Origin of the sequence: Micromonospora sp. SL4-19 (genome assembly GCF_047921475.1) — a bacterium.
In the GTDB taxonomy this organism is placed as follows: domain Bacteria; phylum Actinomycetota; class Actinomycetes; order Mycobacteriales; family Micromonosporaceae; genus Micromonospora.
On record NZ_JBLROB010000001.1, the window covers coordinates 545,233 to 566,224 of the forward strand.

19 protein-coding genes and 1 tRNA gene are annotated in these 20,992 nt (G+C 72.9%); 7 read left to right on the top strand and 13 right to left on the bottom strand.

Features of this window, described 5'->3' with window-relative positions; translation table 11 throughout:
- The first annotated feature begins 28 nt into the window (after positions 1 to 28).
- Positions 29 to 886, top strand: coding sequence for an alpha/beta fold hydrolase (locus ACNAVT_RS02425; protein WP_416292358.1), 858 nt, complete (start codon positions 29 to 31; stop codon positions 884 to 886).
- Positions 887 to 935: 49 nt separating this feature from the next.
- On the opposite strand, the gene metG is transcribed toward ACNAVT_RS02425, so the two are convergent.
- Positions 936 to 2,738, bottom strand: coding sequence for a methionine--tRNA ligase (metG, locus tag ACNAVT_RS02430; RefSeq protein ID WP_416292360.1), 1,803 nt, complete (start codon positions 2,736 to 2,738; stop codon positions 936 to 938).
- A gap of 74 nt (positions 2,739 to 2,812) precedes the next feature.
- On the bottom strand, positions 2,813 to 3,652 hold the full coding sequence (gene rsmI, locus ACNAVT_RS02435) for a 16S rRNA (cytidine(1402)-2'-O)-methyltransferase (protein ID WP_416292842.1): 840 nt from the start codon (positions 3,650 to 3,652) through the stop codon (positions 2,813 to 2,815).
- A 92-nt stretch (positions 3,653 to 3,744) separates the two neighbouring features.
- Here rsmI and ACNAVT_RS02440 point away from each other — a divergent pair, with 92 nt between their 5' ends.
- From ACNAVT_RS02440 to ACNAVT_RS02450, 3 genes are all read left to right on the top strand, one after another.
- Positions 3,745 to 5,454: a dolichyl-phosphate-mannose--protein mannosyltransferase gene (locus ACNAVT_RS02440; protein WP_416292362.1), complete on the top strand. Its 1,710-nt coding sequence runs from the start codon at positions 3,745 to 3,747 to the stop codon at positions 5,452 to 5,454.
- Between the two features lie 436 nt (positions 5,455 to 5,890).
- Positions 5,891 to 7,162 carry a VWA domain-containing protein gene (locus tag ACNAVT_RS02445; RefSeq protein ID WP_416292363.1) on the top strand — a complete coding sequence of 424 codons (1,272 nt, stop codon included), beginning with the start codon at positions 5,891 to 5,893 and terminating at the stop codon, positions 7,160 to 7,162.
- 2 nt (positions 7,163 to 7,164) lie between these two features.
- A complete protein-coding gene (locus tag ACNAVT_RS02450; protein WP_416292365.1) occupies positions 7,165 to 7,950 on the top strand; it encodes a peptidase in 786 nt (261 codons plus the stop codon).
- 52 nt (positions 7,951 to 8,002) lie between these two features.
- On the opposite strand, the gene ACNAVT_RS02455 is transcribed toward ACNAVT_RS02450, so the two are convergent.
- A complete protein-coding gene (locus tag ACNAVT_RS02455; RefSeq protein ID WP_416292367.1) occupies positions 8,003 to 8,272 on the bottom strand; it encodes a hypothetical protein in 270 nt (89 codons plus the stop codon).
- A gap of 277 nt (positions 8,273 to 8,549) precedes the next feature.
- On the opposite strand from ACNAVT_RS02455, the gene ACNAVT_RS02460 reads away from it, so the two are divergent.
- On the top strand, positions 8,550 to 9,440 hold the full coding sequence (locus ACNAVT_RS02460; RefSeq protein WP_416292368.1) for a hypothetical protein: 891 nt from the start codon (positions 8,550 to 8,552) through the stop codon (positions 9,438 to 9,440).
- Between the two features lie 26 nt (positions 9,441 to 9,466).
- On the opposite strand, the gene ACNAVT_RS02465 is transcribed toward ACNAVT_RS02460, so the two are convergent.
- Positions 9,467 to 10,636 (bottom strand): TDT family transporter, encoded by a 1,170-nt coding sequence (locus ACNAVT_RS02465; protein ID WP_416292370.1) that lies wholly within the window; start codon positions 10,634 to 10,636, stop codon positions 9,467 to 9,469.
- A gap of 71 nt (positions 10,637 to 10,707) precedes the next feature.
- Here ACNAVT_RS02465 and ACNAVT_RS02470 point away from each other — a divergent pair, with 71 nt between their 5' ends.
- Positions 10,708 to 11,619 carry a LysR family transcriptional regulator gene (locus ACNAVT_RS02470; protein ID WP_416292371.1) on the top strand — a complete coding sequence of 304 codons (912 nt, stop codon included), beginning with the start codon at positions 10,708 to 10,710 and terminating at the stop codon, positions 11,617 to 11,619.
- 159 nt (positions 11,620 to 11,778) lie between these two features.
- Positions 11,779 to 11,973: a general stress protein CsbD gene (locus tag ACNAVT_RS02475; protein WP_416292372.1), complete on the top strand. Its 195-nt coding sequence runs from the start codon at positions 11,779 to 11,781 to the stop codon at positions 11,971 to 11,973.
- Between the two features lie 92 nt (positions 11,974 to 12,065).
- On the opposite strand, the gene ACNAVT_RS02480 is transcribed toward ACNAVT_RS02475, so the two are convergent.
- The 9 genes from ACNAVT_RS02480 to ACNAVT_RS02520 form a co-directional block, all read right to left on the bottom strand.
- Positions 12,066 to 13,112: a hypothetical protein gene (locus ACNAVT_RS02480; RefSeq protein ID WP_416292373.1), complete on the bottom strand. Its 1,047-nt coding sequence runs from the start codon at positions 13,110 to 13,112 to the stop codon at positions 12,066 to 12,068.
- The gene (locus tag ACNAVT_RS02485; RefSeq protein WP_416292375.1) at positions 13,109 to 13,606 is read right to left on the bottom strand and encodes a SigE family RNA polymerase sigma factor; all 498 of its coding nucleotides are present in this window, start codon (positions 13,604 to 13,606) and stop codon (positions 13,109 to 13,111) included. The genes ACNAVT_RS02480 and ACNAVT_RS02485 overlap by 4 nt, the downstream gene beginning before the upstream one ends.
- A gap of 225 nt (positions 13,607 to 13,831) precedes the next feature.
- Positions 13,832 to 13,905 (bottom strand) — tRNA-Ala (locus ACNAVT_RS02490).
- 166 nt (positions 13,906 to 14,071) lie between these two features.
- Positions 14,072 to 14,638 (bottom strand): dihydrofolate reductase family protein, encoded by a 567-nt coding sequence (locus tag ACNAVT_RS02495; RefSeq protein WP_416292377.1) that lies wholly within the window; start codon positions 14,636 to 14,638, stop codon positions 14,072 to 14,074.
- 112 nt (positions 14,639 to 14,750) lie between these two features.
- Positions 14,751 to 15,545 carry a hypothetical protein gene (locus tag ACNAVT_RS02500; protein ID WP_416292379.1) on the bottom strand — a complete coding sequence of 265 codons (795 nt, stop codon included), beginning with the start codon at positions 15,543 to 15,545 and terminating at the stop codon, positions 14,751 to 14,753.
- Positions 15,546 to 15,721: 176 nt separating this feature from the next.
- The gene (locus ACNAVT_RS02505; RefSeq protein WP_416292844.1) at positions 15,722 to 16,330 is read right to left on the bottom strand and encodes a GNAT family N-acetyltransferase; all 609 of its coding nucleotides are present in this window, start codon (positions 16,328 to 16,330) and stop codon (positions 15,722 to 15,724) included.
- An 88-nt stretch (positions 16,331 to 16,418) separates the two neighbouring features.
- Complete coding sequence (glp, locus tag ACNAVT_RS02510; RefSeq protein ID WP_416292381.1) at positions 16,419 to 17,732, bottom strand: gephyrin-like molybdotransferase Glp; 1,314 nt, start codon at positions 17,730 to 17,732, stop codon at positions 16,419 to 16,421.
- A complete protein-coding gene (locus ACNAVT_RS02515) occupies positions 17,729 to 18,724 on the bottom strand; it encodes a UTP--glucose-1-phosphate uridylyltransferase (RefSeq protein WP_416292383.1) in 996 nt (331 codons plus the stop codon). Before ACNAVT_RS02515 ends, glp begins: the two co-directional genes overlap by 4 nt.
- Positions 18,725 to 18,733: 9 nt before the next feature.
- Complete coding sequence (locus ACNAVT_RS02520) at positions 18,734 to 20,986, bottom strand: diguanylate cyclase (protein ID WP_416292385.1); 2,253 nt, start codon at positions 20,984 to 20,986, stop codon at positions 18,734 to 18,736.
- Positions 20,987 to 20,992 lie beyond the last annotated feature (6 nt).

Consider the following 20,992-nt stretch of genomic DNA (forward strand, 5'->3'; position numbering starts at 1 on the left):
CATGGCACCCCAGCTCAGGAGACCCGACATGCCCTTCGTCACCGTCGGCACGGAGAATTCCGCGCCCATCGACCTGTACTACGAGGACCACGGCTCCGGGCAGCCGGTGGTGCTCATCCACGGCTTCCCGTTCAACGGCGCGACGTGGGAGAAGGAGACCATCGCGCTGCTGAACGCCGGATATCGGACGATCACGTACGACCGACGCGGCTTCGGCTCCTCCGCCCAACCGGCCATGGGGTACGACTACGACACCTTCGCGGCCGACCTGGACGTGCTGATGACCGAGCTGGACCTGCGCAACGCGATCCTGATCGGGCACTCCATGGGCACCGGCGAGGTGACCCGCTACCTGGGCTCGTACGGGTCGAACCGGGTGGACCGGGCGATCCTGCTCTCCCCGCTGGCGCCGTTCCTGCTGAAGACGCCGGACAACCCGGAGGGCGTCGAGATGGGCCTCTTCCAGGGCTTCCAGCAGGCGATCCGCAACGACCGCTTCGCCTACCTGACCCAGTTCTGCCAGAGCTTCTTCAACTGGGACGAGAACAAGGGCAGGCTGGTCAGCGAGGAGGCGTTCCGGGCGCACTGGGAGATCGGCACCCGGGCGTCGGCCAAGGGCACCCACGACTGCGTCGACGCCTGGCTGACCGACTTCCGGGGCGACCTGAGCCGGATCGACGTACCCGTGCTGATCGTGCAGGGTGACAAGGACGCGGTGCTGCCCTACCCGGTGACCGGGCAGCGGTTGGCGCCGATGCTGCCCAACGCGAAGCTGATCACCTTGAAGGGCGCACCGCACGGCATCCCGTGGACCCACGCCGACGAGATCAACCAGGCGATCATGGAGTTCATCGGCGCGCCGCAGATGGCGCGCGCGACACGGTGACGGCGGCGCGGCCCCGGGGAGTGCCCGGGGCCGTGGCGCCCGCGTCCGGTCAGCCGGCCAGCCGGGCCAGCTCCTCGTCGACGATCGACGGGTCGAGCTTGCGGAACACCGGCTTCGGCGCCGCGAGCGGCCGGCCCACCGCCAGGGGTACGGACTCCCAGCGCGCGCCGACCGTGTAGTCGCCGGTGAGCACCGGGTACGCGGGCCCGCCGTCGAGATCCTCGACCTCCTCGATCACCGGCATCGGCGCGTGCACGCCGGTGCCGCCGAGCAGCTCGTGGATCTTCTGCGCGGAGTGCGGCAGGAACGGGGTGAGCAGCGTGTTGGCGTCGCTGACCACCTGCAGGGCGACGTGCAGGATGGTGCCCATCCGCGGCTTGTCGTCCTCGCCCTTGAGCTTCCAGGGCGCCTGCTCCGACAGGTACTTGTTGGCCTCGGCGACCACCCGCATCGCCTCGCCGATGGCCTGCTTCTGCCGGTGCCTGGCGATCAGGTCGCCGACCGTGGCGAAGCCGGCCTTCGCGGTGGCGAGCAGCGCATGGTCGGCCTCGGTGAGCCCGGCCGGGTCCACCGGCGGGATCGCGCCGAAGTTCTTCGCCGCCATCGAGATGGACCGGTTGACCAGGTTGCCCCAGCCGGCGACCAGCTCGTCGTTGTTGCGGCGGAGGAACTCGGCCCAGGTGAAGTCCGTGTCGTTGCTCTCCGGCCCGGCCACGGCGATGAAGTAGCGCAGCGCGTCGGCGTCGTAGCGCGCCAGGAAGTCCCGGACGTAGATGACCACCTTGCGGGACGAGGAGAACTTGCGCCCCTCCATGGTCAGGTATTCGCTGGAGACCACCTCGGTGGGCAGGTTGAGCCGGCCCAGCTCGCCCGGCTCGCCGTCGCGGGAGCCCTCCCCGGAGTAGCCGTCGAGCAGCGCCGGCCAGATCACCGAGTGGAAGACGATGTTGTCCTTGCCCATGAAGTAGTAGCCGCGGGCGTCCTTGCCCTCGGCGTCCGCGGACCACCACTTCCGCCAGGCCTCCGGGTCACCGGTACGGCGGGCCCACTCGATGGAGGCGGACAGGTAGCCGATCACCGCGTCGAACCAGACGTAGATCCGCTTGTCGGTCCGGTCGCGCCAGCCGTCCAGCGGGATCGGCACGCCCCACTCCAGGTCCCGGGTGATGGCCCGGGGCTGAAGGTCGTCCAGCAGGTTCTTCGAGAACCGGAGCACGTTGGGACGCCAGCCCTCCCGGGTGTCCAGCCACTGCCGCAGCGCGTCGGCCACGGCCGGCAGGTCCAGGAAGAAGTGCTCGGTCTCGACGAACTCCGGGGTCTCCCCGTTGATCTTCGACTTGGGGTTGATCAGGTCGATCGGGTCGAGCTGGTTGCCGCAGTTGTCGCACTGGTCGCCGCGGGCGCTGTCGTAGCCGCAGATCGGGCAGGTGCCCTCGATGTAGCGGTCGGGCAGGGTACGGCCGGTGGACGGGGAGATCGCCCCGGTGGTGACCTTCGGGACGATGTAGCCGTTGCGGTGCAGCCCGATGAACAGCTCCTGCACCACCGCGTAGTGGTTACGGGTGGTGGTCCGGGTGAAGAGGTCGTACGACAGCCCCAACGCCTGCAGGTCCTCGGCGATCACGCGGTTGTACCGGTCGGCCAGCTCGCGCGGGGTGACGCCCTCCGCGTCGGCCTGCACCTGGATCGGGGTGCCGTGCTCGTCGGTGCCGGAGACCATGAGCACGTCGTGACCGGCCATACGCATGTACCGGGCGAAGACGTCGGAGGGAACGCCGAATCCGGATACGTGGCCGATGTGGCGCGGGCCGTTGGCGTAGGGCCAGGCGACCGCGGCGAGAACGTGACTCATGAGCAGCAAGCCTAATGATTGCCGCCGGGCGCCCGCGAACCAATAGGGCGCGTCCCACCACCCGACCCCGTCTTTCAGCTGTGCACGATCGTGTAGACCTCTCGGCGGCGGAGCCCGTACCCGGTGGCGACCTCGGTGATCGCGTCGCGCCGGGACAGCCCGGCCGCCTCCCGCTCGGCGACCGCGGCGCGCAGCGTGTCGTCGTCCGGCCGGGCCGCCGCGGCCGGCGGCGCGCCCGCCACGACCAGGGTGATCTCGCCGCGGGGATCGCCCGCCGCGGCCCACTCGGCCAGCTCGCCCAGCGGCCGGCGGACCACCTCCTCGTACGTCTTGGTCAGCTCCCGGCAGAGCGCGGCGGGCCGATCCGGGCCGAAGGCGTCGGCCAGGTCGGCCAGCGCGCCGGCGATCCGGTGCGGCGCCTCGAAGAGGACCAGCGTGCGCTCCTCGGCGGCGAGGGCCCGCAGCCGGGACCGGCGGCCGGCGGGCGTGCGGGGCAGGAAGCCCTCGAAGCAGAACCGGTCGCAGGGCAGCCCGGAGAGCGCCAGCGCGGTGGTCACCGCGCTCGGCCCGGGGGCCGCGGTGACCGGGAAGCCGGCGTCGATGGCGGCCCGGACCAGCCGGTAACCGGGGTCGGAGACGCTGGGCATGCCACCGTCGGTGACCAGTGCGATCGTGTAGCCGGCGGCGAGCACCTCGACCAGTTCGGGGGTACGCCGCTCCTCGTTCCCCTCGAAGTAGGAGACGATCCGGCCGGGCACGGTCACGTCGAGGTCGCGGGCCAGCCGGGTGAGCCGCCGGGTGTCCTCGGCGGCGACCACGTCGGCGGTGGCGAGCACCTCGCGGAACCGGGTCGAGGCGTCGGCCGGGTTGCCCAGCGGCGCGCCGAGCAACACGAGCCGTCCCACCTCGGACATTTCACCCACGGAGTGCGCTCCTTCATCGACGGCCATACCAATCTCGGAGACGACGGGCGCCACCGGGCACCTTCGCAGCCTACGATCGCCGGGTGACGAGTGCGTCGACTGCACAGAGCGCGAGCGCGGACCAGGCCGGGGCGGACCCGACCTCCGCCGACGGGCCCACCACCGAGCAGGCCGCCGGGGCCGCGACGAGCGGCGTAATTCCGGCCGTCGTCCGGCGGCGGCTCGCCACCGTCGACGCCCGCCTCGACGGGCACGCCTGGCTGGCCACCGCGGTGGTCGTGGTGATCGCGGCGATCCTACGGTTCGTCGGGCTGAGCAGCCCCGCCGGCAAGATCTTCGATGAGACCTACTACGCCAAGGACGCGTACGGGCTGATCGACCGGGGCGTCGAGTGGAACTTCAAGGACAACGGCCCGTCGTACGTGGTGCACCCGCCGCTGGGCAAGTGGCTGATCGGGCTCGGCGAGTGGGCCTTCGGCTACCAGGACGCGGAGACGAACATCTCCGTACCGGGGCACCTGATGACCACCGCCCCGGAGTTCGGCTGGCGGTTCGCGGCGGCCGTGGCCGGCACCCTGTCGGTGCTGCTGCTGGTCCGGATCGGTCGGCGGATGTTCCGCTCCACCACCCTGGGCTGCGCGGCCGGGCTGCTGCTCGCCCTGGACGGCTTCCACCTGGTGCTCTCCCGCACCGCGCTGCTCGACATCTTCCTGCTGCTGTTCGTGCTGGCCGCGTTCGGCGCACTGGTGCTCGACCGGGACGCCCGACGGTGCCGCTGGGCCCGGGCGCTGGAGGCAGGGCTCGATCCGTCGCTGCCGGGGCGGGCCGGCCGGCCGCCGTCGACCTGGCGGGACTGGCCGTGGTGGCGGCTGCTCGCCGGGGTGCTGCTCGGCTGCGCCTGCGCGGTGAAGTGGAGCGGCCTGTACTTCATACCGGCCTTCGCGCTGCTGGTGATTCTCTGGGAGGTCGGCGTCCGCCGGTCGGCCGGCGTCCGCCACCCCTGGCGGGACGCCCTGCTCGACGAGCTGCCCTGGCTGCTGCTGGCCGGGGTGCTGATGGTCGGGACCTACCTCGCCACCTGGTCGGGCTGGCTGCTCAGCGACGACGGCTACTACCGCCTGCCCAGCAGCCGCTACCCGAACGCGGGGCTGAGCGACAGCTCGGTCATCGGGCCGCTGATCAATCTGTGGGAATACCACAAGGCGGCGTACGGCTTCCACACCCAGCTCGACGACCCGCACAAGTACCAGTCCTGGCCGTGGCAGTGGCTGCTGCTCGGCCGGCCGGTCGCCTTCTACTGGTCCGGTGACGGCGGCTGCGGCGCGCCGAGCTGCGCCTCGGAGATCCTCCTGCTGGGCACCCCGCTGCTGTGGTGGTCGTTCCTGCCGGCGCTGGCGGCACTGGCCTGGCTCGGGCTGGCCCGGCGGGACTGGCGGGCCGGGGCGATCCTGCTCACCGTGGCCGCCGGCCTGCTGCCCTGGTTCTGGTTCGCCCTCGACAAGCGGACGATGTTCTCCTTCTACACGGCCCCGGCGCTGCCGTTCCTGGTGCTGGCGGTGACCTACGTGCTCGGCGCGATAGCGTCGCCGGCCCCGGCCTCCGCCCCGGCCACGGCAGCGCCACCAGGCGAGCAGGACGTCGCCGACCGCCGGCTGGTGGGCGGGATCATCGCGGGCGCGTACGTGCTGCTGGTCGCCCTCTGCTTCGCCTACTTCTACCCGATCTTCGTGGGCCGGCTGATGACCTACGCGGACTGGTCCGCCCGAATGTGGTTGGACGGTCGCTGGATCTGACCGAGGACGCCCCTGGGCGCGCAAAAAGACGCGCCCCGATCGCCTGCCACGGGGGAAGCGGGCGATTGGGGCGCGCAGAAGAAGCTTAACCACCCCGGACCACCCGCACAACTGGTCGCCTCCGGTCAGATTCCCGATCAGTGCGCCCCGCCGAGGATGATTCACCCGTGACAGCTGGCGCACCGTCATGCCCCGCGGACGTCATGAGGGTCGTACGGCTTCGTTCCGCGCCCGCGGCGGGGCTTCCGTCCGACCTCCGACCGCGATGATCAGCACTAGATTTCGCAGCGTTCGAGGAGTTATCGCACACATAGTGCGATATTCGAATGATGAAATATTCGCATCGTGACAACGTGGAAGCGCGTCAGCGGGCAGCTGATACGACGTGGCGCCACCCGGATGATCATCCGAAGTGGACCTCACTACACTTCGCGCGGTGATCAACAAGAGAAGATCGGCGGCCGTCCTTCTCGGACTGCTGACGACGACCGTGCTGATCGGTCCGGCGCCCGCCAGGGCCGACGACCCCGAAACTCCCGCCGAGCCGCCCAAGGTCGAGCTGGTCCTCGATGTGAGTGGCTCGATGCGAGCCCGTGACATCGACGGACGCAGCCGAATCTCCGTCGCGCAGCAGGCGTTCAACGAGGTCGTCGACGCGCTGCCGGACGAGACTCAGCTCGGCATCCGGGTGCTCGGGGCCACCTATCGGGGCAAGGACAAGAAGCAGGGCTGCCTGGACACCCAGCAGATCGTGCCGGTCGGCCCGGTGGACCGTACGCAGGCCAAGGCGGCCGTGGCCACGCTCCGCCCGACCGGCTTCACCCCGGTCGGGCTGGCGCTCCGCTCCGCCGCGCAGGACCTCGGCACCGGCAGCACCGCCCGCCGGATCGTGCTGATCACCGACGGCGAGGACACCTGTGCCCCGCCCGACCCCTGCGAGGTGGCCCGGGAGCTGGCCGCTCAGGGCACCAGGCTGGTCGTCGACACCCTCGGTCTCGCTCCCGACGAGAAGGTACGCCGGCAGCTGCTGTGTATCGCCAGCGCGACCGGCGGCACGTACACGGCGGCGCAGAGCGCCGACGAACTGACCGGCCGGATCAAGCAGCTCGTGGACCGGGCCCGGGACACGTACACCGCCAACCCGACCGTGGTCGGCGGGTCGGCCGAGTGCGGCAACGCGCCGCTGCTCGGCCCCGGCGTCTACACCGACCGGGAGGCGTTCTCCGAGCACCGCTGGTACCGGGTGCCGGTGCGCCCCGGGCAGGAGCTGCGCGCCTCGGTCAGCATGGCGCTGGACCGGCCGGTCAACCCCGACTACGGCGTACTGCTGAGGGCCACCGCCCCGGACGGGCGGGAACTGGTCCGCGGCGTCGACGCCGGCAGCGGGCGTACCGACGTGGTCTCCGCCGGCCTGCGCTGGTCGGCAGCCGAGGACACCCCCACCCCGTCCCCGACCGGCGCGCAGACCGCGCAGACGGTGTGCCTGGTGGTCAGCAACTCGTTCGCACCCCGCCCCGGCACCGAGGCCACCCCCGGCATGCCGGTGGAGCTGGCCGTCGACGTGGTCGCCGCGTCCCCCGCCCCGGACGGGCCGGACCTCGGCCGCGGCTGGGCCCTGCTGCTCCTGCTCACCCTGGCCGGGCTGGTCACCGGGCTGGTCGCCGGACTGCTCACCCGCTGGTGGGTCGCCACCTGGAGGGAGAACTGACGATGCGTACGCTGATCCGGTCCGCGGCGGCGCTGTCCGCCGTCGGCCTGGCCCTCGCCCCGGCCGCTACCCCGGCCGTCGCCTCCGCCACGCCGACGCCCTCCCCGGGCGCGACCACCGTCACCAAGGCCGGCACCTCGTTCCTGACCGCTACCGCCATCACCGCAGGCCAGCCCGTCCGGGTGGGCGCGTCGACCGGCGACCACCTCTACTGGTCGTTCCCGGCGGAGTCCGGGCAGACCCACGAGGTCACCGCGACGGTTTCCTTCCCGAAGGGCCGCACCGGCGCGTCCACCTGGACCGTCGACGTCTTCGACGGGCTGCGCCGCCGGCAGGCCTGCACGGCCGGGGCGCAGACGCCGACCGCCGACGCGGCGGCGACCAGCGTCACGCTGGGCTGCACGCTGCGCCGGGTCCGGCCGTGGGCCGAGCCGTGGTCCGGTGACCCGCTGCCCGGCACCTACTACGTGCGGCTCTCGGTGACCGACCTGCCCGAACCGGACCTGGGCCTGCCTGTCGACGTTGATCTGCTCGTCAGCGTGGACGGCGAGGGCGGCGCTTCCGGCGACGACGGGAAGCTGGAGGCGTCGCTGGTGCCGAACACCCGGGCCGGGACGGTGCTCACCGCCGAGCCGACGCCCGAACCGGTCGCCGAGGAGGAGAGCAGCCTCACCGGCTGGCTCCCGGAGCCCGGCTCGCGCTGGGTCTGGACCACCGCCGGCGGCGTGCTCGCCGCCGTCGCGGGTGTGGTCGGGTTCGCCCTCACCCGGCGGCCCCGCCGCCCCTGAGCCGCATCCGGTGACCGCCGCGAATCCGAGCGGCGGTCACCGGATGCGACGGTCAGATGATCCGCGGGGCCCGCGGCACCCAACCGATGAACCGGTCCTGCAGCGACGCCACTGGCGCGGCGCGCAGGTCCTGGGTGGCGGCGGCCAGGCACGAGCCCAGGTAGACGGTCAACGAGGCGCGGTCCACCTGAAACTCGGCCAACAACCTGGTGCGCTTGACGGCACATGGCCAGTCGTCGCCGCAGGAGCCGCAGGTCCAGTCGGGGGTCACCGGCGCGTGTTCGTCCGGCTGTGATCCCCGCGCCTTCCCACCAGGCGTCATCGGCTGATCCTCTCGATATGGACGTTTCCACTTCTGGACGCTTCCTCCCCAGAACGTCCCAACAGCGCCCCGGAACGCTCCGGCGTTACGTCGTTGCGGTACGTTCACCGTCCATGGCCGCCGTGGCGTTCTCCGCCGGCGGGAAAATCCCAGCTCACCATGAGCCCGCCGCGGTCCCTCGCCCGCGAGCCGTCCCCGCCAAGGGACACCCCCGTCACGGCCGGACTCCCGTACCATCCACCCCTACGCGTCCCCGCAGACGAAGGCAAAGGCAGCGATGACGGTCGACGACGGGCTCCGCCACCGGATGGTCGAGGACGCCGACGAGGCACCGCCCGGGCAGCCTCCGGCCCCGCCGCACCGCGCATCCCGTCATCGACGGATCACCGTCGCGGCCGTCGTCGCCCTGGCGCTCGTCGGCGGCTTCGTCCTCGCGCGACGCACCACCGACGAGGCGGCCCGAGGCGCCGCCGCAGTGCCCCGAGGCGCCGCCGCAGTGCCCCGAGGCCCCGCCGCGGCACCGGCACCACCGGACCTGGCCGCCCCGCTGCCGTGGCTGTCCACAATGGTCGCCCGTGACGGCACCGCCGTCACGGTGTACGCCGGGACAGGCGACGAACCGTGCAAGGAGCTCTCGCAGCCGCAGGCCACAGTCACCGAACAGGACGGTGCTCACGTGGTCATCGCGGTGCAGGCCCGCATCGTGGATGCGTCCGACTGCACCACCAGCGGTAGCGCCGTGCCGCTCGTCGTGCCGCTGCGGAACCCGCTCGGCGACCGGGTGCTGCGCGACGCCGCCGCCTCGCAGCCGCCTCCGACCTACTTCGAACGTGACCTGCCTGACCTGCTCGCGGGCGGCCGGTGGAGCCCGCACCCGTCCCACTGGGCGGCGACTGACCAGCACTGGTATCAGGGCTACAACGGCCCCGCCGGTTCCTCGATGCGCCTCACCGCGCAACCCACCGCCGGGGCCGACCTTCCGCCCACTGTCGCCACCATCCCGATCGGCTCGCGGCAGGGCACCGTCACCACCAGCGCACGCGGTTCCTGGTCGGTGTGGTGGGAGGCCGGCGAGGTGACCTACTCCCTGCTGCTGATGCCGGCGGAGGGCGGCGCCTTCACGCTGAGAGAGTTCAAGCGGGAACTAGCCAGACTGAAGTGGCGCTGAGCGCGGCGGGGAAATCGCAACCGACCTCACCTGGCAGTCGCCACGGCGGGTGGGAGGAAGAGCTGTCCGTGCCAGGCGCCGCGGACGGTGCGGGCCGCAACCGCCGCCCAGGCGGCGAGCAGCAACACGTACAGCAGCACTGCGAGGGTGGTCAGCATGGCCGAGCCGGTCCGGGCGGCCAGGCCGGTGACGCCGGTGACCAGGGTGCCGACGGGGAAGGTGAAGCTCCACCAGGTGAGCGAGAACGGCAGCCCGGCGCGCGCGGTGCTGATGGTGATCGCAGCCGCCAGGGCCAGCCAGAACAGGGCGAAACCCATTGCCGGTACGCCGTAGAGCACGGCGAGCAGCTGCGCACCGGCCGCGTACGGATCGGGCAGGACACCATCGGCAGCCCGGCCGAGCAGGTGCCCGGCGGTGATCGACTGGCCCAGCGGTCCCAGCACGATCCACAGCGTGGGGACCATCCGCGCGGCGCCGACCCGGTGCACGACCAGCCGGGACCAGAGCTGCGGCAGGATGATCAGGGTGGCGAGCAGGCTGACGCCGAACATCGCGTAGCAGGCGATGACCATGTCGAGGCGGGCCTGCCCGGCCGGCAGGTGCGGCACGAGCAGCGCCCCGTTGGCGGCCGAGACCATCGGCGGCACCACCGGCATCAACCAGCCGCCGAACGCGGCATCCGACCCGATCCGGTGCCGGGTCATCATCAGGTACGGGATCGCCACCGCGGTCAGCAGGCCGAGCCCCGTCCCGGCGCTCCACAGCACGAGGTCGACCGCGACGGCAGCCGGTTCGCCGATCAGAGCACCGCCCAGCAGCAGCGCACCGCCGCCCACGGTCATGAGCGCCATCGGCGGCGCGCCCCAGAACTGCGCCATGACCGGATCGGCCGCGTGTCCGAACGCGGTGGTCCGGTGCCGGCGCAGATGCACCGCCCACGCGGCGACGAGCGCCAGCAGCAGCAGCGCCGCCGCGACCCAGACGACGGTGGCCGCGAACCGCAGGCCCGGCAGGTGCAGCGGCAGGCCGGCGGCTGCGGTGGCCACGATGCCGGTGCCCATCACCGAGGCGAACCAGTTCGGCCCCAGGTGCGCGAACACGTCGCGCGGATGCGCCAGCGCCGACAGCGGCGCGGGCCGCCCGACGACGTCGGGCTGGCGGGGAGGGCGGGTGGGCGGATGGGGCAGGGTGTTCATGCGACCAACTGTCGAGCCGCCCGGGCCGGCCCGGTAGGCAGCGATTCCGTACGGAGCCATAACCTGCCCTTATGCCTCTGCCGCCGCAGGTGACCGACCTGACCAGCTTCGACCTGCTGCTGTCCGTCGCCCGCCTCGGCAGCATCGGGCAGGCCGCGGCCGAACACCGCATCTCCCAGCCGGCGGCCAGCGCCCGGCTCCGGCACCTGGAACGCCGACTCGGCCTCACCCTGCTGCAGCGCACCCCGCGCGGCTCCGTGCTCACCCCCACCGGGGCGTTGATCGCCGACTGGGCCCGGGGCGTGGTGGACGCCGCCGACTCTCTTGCCGCCGCCGTCCAGGCGCTGCGCATCTCGCACGAGAGCCGGCTCGCCGTCGCCGCCAGCCAGACCATCGCTGAATATCTGCTGCCGGCCTGGCTCGTGGCGCTGCGCGCCCGGCAGCCCGACCTGATCGTCACCCTGCAGGCCGCCAACTCCGCGGAGGTCGCCGCCCGGCTCCTCGCCGGCAACGCTGACCTCGGCTTCGTAGAGGGCCCCGACCTGCCGCCCGGCCTGGACGCGGACGCCGTCGCCGCAGACCGGCTCACCGTCGTCGTCGCCCCCGCCCACCCGTGGGCGCGCCGCCGACGCGGCATCGCCCCCGCTGAGCTCGCCGCCACGCCACTGGTGTCCCGCGAGGCGGGCTCGGGCACCCGCCGCGCCCTGGAGAGCGCCCTGCGTGCGCACGACATCGACGCACTCGCCGCCCCGCTGCTCCAACTGTCCTCGACCACGGCCATCAAGCACGCTGTCGCGGCAGGTAGTGGCCCCGCTGTCCTCAGCTCACTGGCGGTCAGCACCGAACTCGCGGCCGGCACCCTGACCGCCGTACCCGTCACTGGTCTAGCGCTGCACCGCCAGCTACGCGTCGCCTGGCCGGTCGGCCGGCAGCTCACCGGCCCCGCCCGCGACCTTTACGCGATCGCCCGCCGCCCCCGGTAGCCGTCTGGGCGGCGTGGACCACCATCCCGACGTCTCGGGGCCGCTGTACGCGGTGCCCAGATCGGGAGCTGATCGGGGTTTCCGCCCACGCGCGAGCGGGGACGCAGGGCAGGAGGGGGTCGACGGCCCCCCGGTTCGCCACAACAACAGGGAGCCGACATGAGCTACACCGAGCGGGCGAAGGACAGGGTCGAGCGGGTGGCTGGCGCGGCCCGGGCGCGAATGGGCGACATGACCCGGGACGAGCGGTCGGAAGCGGAACGGGTGGCGCGACGGGATGAGATCCGGGGCAAGCAGCCCGGCGAGCACGTCCAGGAGGACGCTCGGGACGCGAGGGACGACTTCACCAGCTGAACCCGGCCCGTGCGTCCGGGTCGCTACGGTTCGACGTCGAAAGGCCGTCCCCGTCACCGAGAACGGCCTTTCGACCGGAGTGGAGCTGAGGGTCACTTGCCCTCGCGCGCTCCGTCTGAGGACAAGACGACCTGCCAGGCCCCGGTGAGGTGCTCGGGCACGATCTCGATGGTCGCTGGGTCGCCCGGGCGCAGGTCGAGGCCGAACTCGCGCTTCCAGCCGCCGTCCTTGTCGCCGTACATGCCGTAGCCGCCCATCGCGTAGTCCCACCACTCGCCGGTCGTGACCTCCACCCCGTTGACCCGGAAGTGGAGCAGTCCGGGCGTCTGGGCGACCATGTCGATCGAGTCGAGCGTCTTCCACGGCAGGGTCCGTCGCACGGGGCGCGCCGGGTCGGCCGGATCCGATCGGATGATCAGGGTGCCCGGGCACAGCGCCTCGGTGCAGCCGGCCGGGAGGCCCTGGTCCAGCGGGCCGAGGGTTCCGGACGGCCGGGGTGGCAGCGGGTACTGCTCGAACGGGATCCGCTCACCGATCGCGAGCCCGAAGCTGCCGGTGTCCGGGATCGACACCTGGGCGTCGCCCGTCTCGTCGAACCGCTGGGCACCGGTGATCGTCATGACGAAGGTGGCGGGCCGGCCGACCGCGACGTCCAGCCCGTCCCAGCCCGCCGGTCGGCTGGTGCCATGGCAGCTACCCGACAGGAGATCATGGCCGTTGACGCTCAGCTTCTTCTGAAGTTGGATCGTCGCTCCGCTGCCGTCGCAGCGGGAGAAGAAGACGAGATCGAGAGTGCTCGGCACGATGGTCAGCTCGATGCGGCGCTCCGGCAGCGCGGCGGACTTCGCGGCCACGACACGCGCGCCGTTGGCGTACTCCGGGAACCCTTCGATGGTGCGTACCGGCGACGGGGTGTCGGCCGGGGTGGGCGTGACGTCCGCGCGGAGCCCGGGCACGACGGCGGCCGCGGCGATGCCGGCCAGGGCCACCACCGCGCAGGTGGCCCAGGTCGCGATCCGGCGGCGCCGCCGCGCGACCACCCTGGTGCGTACGCCCTGCAACCGCGCGTGGTGCATGACGTGCTCCGCCGAGCCGTCGGAACGCTCGTCGAGCACCTGCTTGAGATCGGTCAGATTCATCGCAGCATCCCTTCCGGCGCCAGCGTCTCGTCGAGGCGGAGCTTGGCCACGGCCCGGCTGGCCTGGCTCTTGACAGTGCCGATCGAACAGCCGAGGACGTCGGCGATCTCGGCCTCAGAGAGATCCTCGAAATAGCGCAGCACGAGCACGGCGCGCTGCCGGCGGGGCAGCCGACCCAACGCCCGCCACAGCCGGTCCCGGTCGTCGAGGCCGATGTGCGGGTCAGCCTCGACGGCCACCTCGGGAAGGTCGGCCGTGGGTAGCTCGCCCCGCCACCGGCGCCGCCACGACGAGGCGTACGCGTTGACGATGATCCGCCGCACGTACGGCTCCGGGTCGCCGTCGATGCGCCGCCACGCCTCCCAGGCCCGCGCCAGCGCGGTCTGCAGCAGGTCCTCGGCCGACGCCCAGTCGCGGGTCAGCAGGTACGCGGTGCGCAGCAGCCGCGGTGAGCGACTCACGACGAAGTCGTCGAAGCCCTCCGGTGTGATCACGTGCCCGCCCTTCTCCAGTCGGTCACGAGGTAGTACCGGCTGTGAGCGAGAAAGGTTGCATGACCGACCGCGAACGACTCCTCGTGCCCGGTGGTCCGCACTGGGGTGGCGCGGCTGGGCTTCATCGGGCAACTGGTCGAACTCGACGTGACGCCGGCCCTGCCCGACGAAGGGTAAGGACGAACAAGGCCGTCTCCGACTGGCGGAGACGGCCTTTGAACTGGGTGGAGCTGAGGGGATTTGAACCCCTGACCCCCTCGATGCGAACGAGGTGCGCTACCGGTCTGCGCCACAGCCCCTCCGCTGGCGTACCAGCGTCGGTCCCACCCGGCTTGCACCGGGCGGGCCGGCGACAAGGCTAACAGGTCACGGGACCTCGGCGCGAACCACCCCACCGGATGAGGAGATCTTGATAGGAAAACGCCCCCAGAGGGGCGCAAACCTACCAAGATCACCAAAGGGCCGTTAGGGGCGCCCGCGCTCGGGGGCGTAGGTGAGGTTCAGGACGCCGCTCTTGAAAGTCTCGTGGCTCGTCAGGTGCAACGGGTAGGTGGCGGTGTCCTCGAACAGCCGCTGACCGCGCCCGACGGCGATCGGGTGGACCAGCAGCCGCAGCTCGTCCAGCAGCCCGTTGGCCAGCAGCCACCGGACCGTGGTGGCGCTGCCCGACATGGCAATCTCCCCGTCGGCCTGCTCCTTGATCTCCCGCAGCCGCGCCGCGACCTGCTCCGACCCGCCGGAGAGCAGCGTCGTGTTCTGCCAGGTCGCCTCGGTGAGCGTGTTGGACAGCACGTACTTCGGCACCGAGTTGATGAACGACGCGAAGTCGCCGTCCTCGCCCCCGCTGTGGTTCGGCCAGTACTCCGCCCACTCCTGGTACTGGTTACGGCCCATCAGGAAGGCCGTCGCCGCCTCCACCCCGCGCCCGACGGCGGCACCCATGTCCTCGTCGAAGTAGGGGAAGTGCCACTGGTCGGGCCGCTCCACGACACCGTCCAGCGAGATGAAGAAGTTCGACACGATCTTGGCCATGATGGGCTCCCCGGTGCGTCAGTCGCGGCCGGCCCTGCGCCGGCCCTCACCAACCCGTCGAACGACACTCACCGGATTCGACAACGTGGGTCCAAGATTTTTTCAGCGGCATTCAGGCGCTGTGCGAACCGCGGCCAGCCTCGTAGGCGCGACCGCGCAGGCCGCCCGCCCGACGGTAGGACACCGAACCGCCGCTGGCCGCGGCCGGCAGGTTCGCCGGCCGGTCCAGCCCCATCGCCGTACGGCGGACCGCCTCGCGCTGGGCGGCCAGCCGCCGCTGCGCCTCCCGCCGGGCCGCGGCGCGCCGGGCCTGCTCGCGGCGCACCTCGGCCTGGCGGGCGGCCAGCCAGGCCGCCTCGCGGGCCTCCGCGCGGCGCCGCCGGCGCTCGGCCAGGGCCCGTTGCCGCAGGTGTATGACGTACGCCACGAGCAGGGTGCCGGTCACCGAGACGCTGATCCAGAACCCGGGGCCGACCAGCACCACGCCGATCAGCTCGACGAAGTTGAGCAGCAGCAGCGCGGCCAGCACCCGGCGCCGGCGGTAGATCGCCGGGGTGTGGTGGCGGCGCTGCGGCGGGTGCCGCCGGCGGGACCTGGCCGGGGCGGGCGGCACGGACCGGAGCCGACCGGACCGGCGGGCGGCGGGCGGCGCGGAGGTCGGCCGAGCCAGGCCCTTCGTATCGGCATCTTCACTGAACGTGACGACAAGGGAGCGGGGTGGGTGGATTGGCCGCCGCCCGGGCACGGTACGCCGCCGACGGCGGCGCTGGAGCACCCGCGCCGTCGACTGCGCCCGCTCCGCCACCAGCCGCTCGGTGGCGTCGTACCGACGAACCAACGCCGGCGCGAGGGCGAGCAGGCCGGCGGCGGCGAGGACGGCGAGGAGCACCGAGGTCGGCACCCTCACCCCTCCCGTCACCGAATTCGGGCCAGCGCCGCCCCGCCGCAACTTGTTCCGTCATCCGTCGGTTACGGCGCAGATCATGCGGGCCACAGCGCTTGCCACAGCTTGCAGTTACTTGAGGTTACGGGCCGCCGACCGGGTTGACCGCACGCCGCGCCGGGCGCGGCGGGTGGGACGCTTCACCCGCGGCCGTCACGTACGCGGTGCCAGCGGGCCAGCAGCCCGCCCTCGGCGGCCACTTCCTCGCTGGTCATCGCGTATCCGATGTGGTCCCGCCAGGTACCGTCGATGTGCATGTAGCGGACGTGGTACGCCTCCTCGCGGAAGCCCAGCTTCTCCACCACCCGCCGCGACGGCTGATTCTCCGGCCGGATGTTGACCTCGATCCGGTGCAGCCCACCCGGGCCGAACGCGTGGTCCACGGCCAACGCGACCGCGGTGGGGATCACGCCGTGACCCGCCACCCGGGAGTCCACCCAGTAGCCGACGTACCCGGAGCAGAACGCCCGGCGGACGATGCTGCCGACGTTGAGATGCCCGACCAGCCGTTCCTGCCCGCCCTCCCGCAGGCAGACGGCGAACGGCATTCCGTCCCCGGTCCGCGCCGAGCGGCGCTGGTCGGCGTGGACGAAGCGGAACGCGGTCGGCGAGTTCATCTCGTCCCAGGTCCCCGGCAGGTGGGACTCCCAAGGGGACAGCCAGGCGCGGTTGGCGCGCCGGATCTCCGACCAGGCGGCCGCGTCGGAGCGCCGGTACGGCCGCAGCACCACCGGACCGTCCACCAGCACCGCCGGCCAGCCGGGTGGCCGTCGGAACCAACTCACCGAGCCTGCCTTCCGCACGCGGTGGTGGGGCTCGCCGGCTCGCTCCCCGCGTTCACCGACGCCGGTCCAGCAGCAGGACGTCCACCGTGGAGCCGGCGGCGGCGGTGGTGACCCGCTCGCCGAGGACCAGCAGTCCGTTCGCCTCGGCCAGACCGGAGAGGGTGAACGGCCCGCCGGCCAGCGGCTGGACGGTGTATCCGCCGCCGCGCCGCTCGGCCACGTGCGCGGGGCGGAACTCGCGCAGCCCGCCCGGGGACGACACCGTCTCCAGCAGGTGCGCCCGGACGCTCGGCCGGAACACCGGCTCGGCACCGGCCAGCAGTGCGATCGCCGGGCGGGCCAGCACCTCGAAGCCGATCAGCGCCGCGCCGGGCTCACCGGGTAGACACACCACCGGCACCTCCTCGGCGCCGACGGTACCGAATCCGAGCGCCGTTCCGGGATAGAGGGCGACCTCGGTGAAGGTCACCGGCCCGGCCCGGCCGCCCTCCCGGCGGGACAGGATCCGCCGGACCATGTCACCGGGTCCGGTGCCGGTGCCGCCGGTGGTGATGATCAGGTCGGCGCGCAGCGTCTGGTCCTCCAGCAGCCCGCGCAGCGCCTCCGGGTCGTCGTCGCAGATCCCCACCCGGTACGCGAGCGCCCCCGCCTCGGCCGCCGCGGCGGTCAGCGCGTGCGAGTTGGTGTCCACCACCTGGCCGGGCTGGCTGCCCCGGCCGACGTCGACCAGCTCGTCGCCGGTGGCCACGATGACCACCCGCGGACTGGGCCGAACCACCACGTGCCCGATGCCGGTGGCGGCGAAGACGGCGACCAGGGCGGGCGAGACGTACGCGCCGGCGCGGGCGAGCAGGGTGCCGGCGGGCAGCTCCTCACCGGCGCGCCGGACACCGTACCCCCGCTTGGGGGCCTGAAAGATCTCCACCGCGGCCATGCCCTGGTCGGTCCACTCCACCGGGACCACCACGTCGGCGGCGATGGGCAGCGGCGCCCCGGCCGCCACGGAGAAGCAGGAGCCGGGGGTGAGCCGCACCGGCCGCCAGCTCGCCGCGCCCAGGTCGCCGACCACGTTCAGTCGGATGCTGCGGCCGCCGGGCGTGCCGGAGGGGGCCGGCACGTATCCCGGCCCCCGGCTCCCTCCCGAGATGTCCTCCCAGCGTGCGGCGTACCCGTCCACCGCCGCCTGGTCGAAGGCGGGGTACGAGTGCGGCGCGACGACGTCCTCGGCGAGAACGTTGCCGTAGGCCTGGGTGAGGTCGAGGTCGAGCGGAGGCAGCGCGCGTAACCTGCGCAGCACGCTGCCCAGGTAGTCAGCGAGCGGCGTCAACTCGTTCGCGGCCGCCTCGGCGTCGGCCGTCGCGGTCATGTATTGGAACCGCCCGACGCGTTGCGCACCCCGTCCAGGATCGCCGAGGTGACCGTCTCGTCGCCCCGGTTGACGAACTCGGCCAGCCACTTGCGGAACTCGGCGCCCAGGTCCTCCCGCTCGGCGGCGATCTGGACGACCGTCTGGAGATAGCCGAGCGGCATCCCGGTGTCATAGCGGGTGCCCCGGTAGACGATGGCGTGCACCGGCACCCCCTCGGTACGCAGCAGCTCCATCGCGTCGGTCAGCTGGATCTCCCCGCCGCTGCCAGGCTCGGTCCGCCGGATCGCGTCGAAGATCCGCCCCGGGAGCACGTACCGGCCGAGGACAGCGAGGTTGCTCGGGGCGTCCTCCGGCTTCGGCTTCTCCACCATGCCGGTGACCTTGACGATGTCGGCGATGTCGTTGAACTCCGGCTCCGCCGGCTCGACGGAGGCGATGCCGTACCGCTTCGTGTCGGCCGGGTCGACCTCGAAGAACGCCAGCACGACGCCGCCGGTGCGGGCCTGCAGTTCCAGCATGGCCGGCAGCAGCGGTTCGTCCATCTTGACGAACTCGTCGCCGAGCAGCACCGCGAAGGGCTGGTCGCCGACGTGCGACTCGGCGTACCCGATGGCGTGACCGAGGCCGAGCTGCTCGGGCTGCCGGCAGGTGTAAATCTCGGCCAGCTCGCTCGGGCGGCGCACCGCCTCCAGCATCTCGGGCTTGTTCTCGAGCCGGGCCTCCAGGTCGGGTCGGCGGTCGAAGTGGTCCACCATCGAGGTCTTGCCGCGCCCGGTGATCAGCAGCACGTCGGTGAGGCCGGCCTGGGCGGCCTCCTCGACGATGTACTGCAGCACCGGCCGGTCGACGACCGGCAGCAGCTCCTTCGGGACCGCCTTGGTGGCCGGCAGGAACCGGGTGGCCAGGCCGGCGGCCGGGATGACAGCCTTGACCGCGCGGGAACGACCGGTCGCGGCGGTCGCTGAGGGGTTCGCTGAGTGCTCCGACATGTCGCGAGACTATCGGCCACGGCTCTGTCGCGGCGGCTGAGGACCGGAAGACGCGCCGCCCTGACCCGGTCCCGCGGGGTCCGCGACGCCGGCCCGGGGCAGTCCGTCGGGCGGGCTGACCGCGGCGGCCGCCACCGGGACCTCCTGGGCCGGTGCCGAGTCGGGCGCCCGGGCCAGGCGGTAGCCGTCCCGGCCGGCGGCCTTGGCGGCGTAGAGGGCGTCGTCGGCGGCGTCGAGCACCTGCTGGCCGGTGGCGGCGTGGTCGGGATAGACGGCGACGCCGATGGATACGGTGACCTTCAGCCGGACCGGTCCGCCCGTGTGCCCCTCCACCGGCACCGGGTGGTCCCGGACCACCGCGCCGAGCCGCTCCGCGACGATGGCCGCGCCCCGGGCGTCGGTCTCCGGCAACAGCACCATGAACTCCTCGCCGCCCTGCCGGAACGCCAGGTCCACCTCACGGATCTCGCCGCGCACCCGGCGGGCGAACTCGACGAGCACGGCGTCCCCGGCGGCGTGCCCCCAGGTGTCGTTGACGTCCTTGAACCGGTCCAGGTCGAGAGCGAGGACGCTGAGCATCCGACCGAACCGGTTCGCCCGCTCCACCTCCCGCCGGATCGACTCGCGCAGGTAGCGGTAGTTCCACAGCCCGGTCAGCGGATCGGTCAGGGACAGCCGCTGCGCCTCCTCGTGCACCCGGACGTTCTCCACCGCCACCGCCGCGTGCCCGGCGAAGGTTCGCAGAGTGGCCAGGTCGTCGTCGTCGAACTCGTCCGCGCCGAGCCGGTCGTAGAGGGCCAGCACACCGAGCGCGGAGTTGTCGGGCGACGGCTCCAGGTCGCGGCGCGGCGCTAGACGCGCCGAGCTGGAGTTGTCGAGGTCGGCCGGCGGGTGGCCCGGCCGGTCCGGGCCGAGGCGCCCGCCCAGCTCCGCCGCCCCGGGCGCGGCGAACGGCACCGCGACGTACGTCTCGCAGGTCGGTTCCCCGGTCGGGGTGTCCGCCGGCTCCCATCGGCCGCGCAGCGGCTCCCCGGTGGCGACCACCGTGCCGACCACCCCGGTGCCGGCCGGCACCCGCAGCGTCGCCGGGTCGGACCGGTCCTCGGTGGGCCAGCGCCCGTCCAGCCCTTCGACGCACCGGCCGACGAGCACGCCGTCGCCGTCGAGCAACAGCACCGCGCCGGCCCGCGCGCCGGTCGCGGCGAGCGCGCTGTGCAGGATCACCCGCAGGATCCGTTGCAGGTCGTGGGTGCTGGCCAGGGTGTCGCCGAGCACCGCCAGGTGGCCGCGCAACTGGTCACGGCTGCTGGTCAGGGCGGCCACGTAGCTGCCGGTCTCCGCGGTCATCCGGTTGAACGCGCTGGCCAGCCGGCCGATCTCGTCCTGGCTGCGGATCGGCACCCGGACGGACAGGTCGCCGTGCGCCACCCGGTCCACCGCGCCGGCCAGCTCCACCAGGGGCCGGGTGGTCACCCGGGCCAGCCGCCAGGCGGCCAGCACCGCCAGCGCCGCGGCGAGCAGCACCGCGCCCACCAGGGTGGCGTACAGGCCCGGTGGGCGCTCGCCCGGGACCGAGAGGACCAGCGGCAGCGGCTGCCCCGGGGACGGGCCGAGCCGGCGGACGTACCGACCGTCGGCGGTCTCGGTGACCCGGTCCCCGTCGACCGTGCGGGCGGCGCCCAGCACCGCTTCGCGTACCTCCCGGGTCTCGGTGGTGTGCGTGACCGGGCCGGTGCCGGCGGCGTCGCTCAGGAGGGTGACCGCGACGCCGGTCACCGCGGCAAGCCGCGCGACGAAGGCCGGGTCGACGGGCTGCGCGGCGACGACCGTGCCCAGGTCGGTGCCGGCGGCGTCGCGGAGCTGGACCCGGGCGGCGAGCGCGCGGACCGGGCCAGCGACCGGCGTATCGCCGGCGCAGTCCTGCCAGGGTCCGTCCGGGCCGCGCGGGGTGACGTAGCTGGTCCGGCCGGCGGCGTCGGTGATCAGCACGGCGGCGGCCAGGCCGCGACCCACCACCTGGTCGGCCGCGCGGGGCCGGGCGGCGGGGTCGGTGACCAGCGCGACCGCGTCGGCCGCCGCGCGCAGCTGCTGGCACAGGGCGTCCACCGAGGTACGCACCCCGGCCGCGGCCAGGCCCAGCCGCTCGGTGGACCGGCCACGGTCGGCGGCCGTCATCATGGAACCGACGAAGTAGGCACCGAGCAGGACGGGACCGAGCACCACCGCGAGGAAGGCCACCGTCAACCGCCCGCGTAGCGTCAAGCTTCC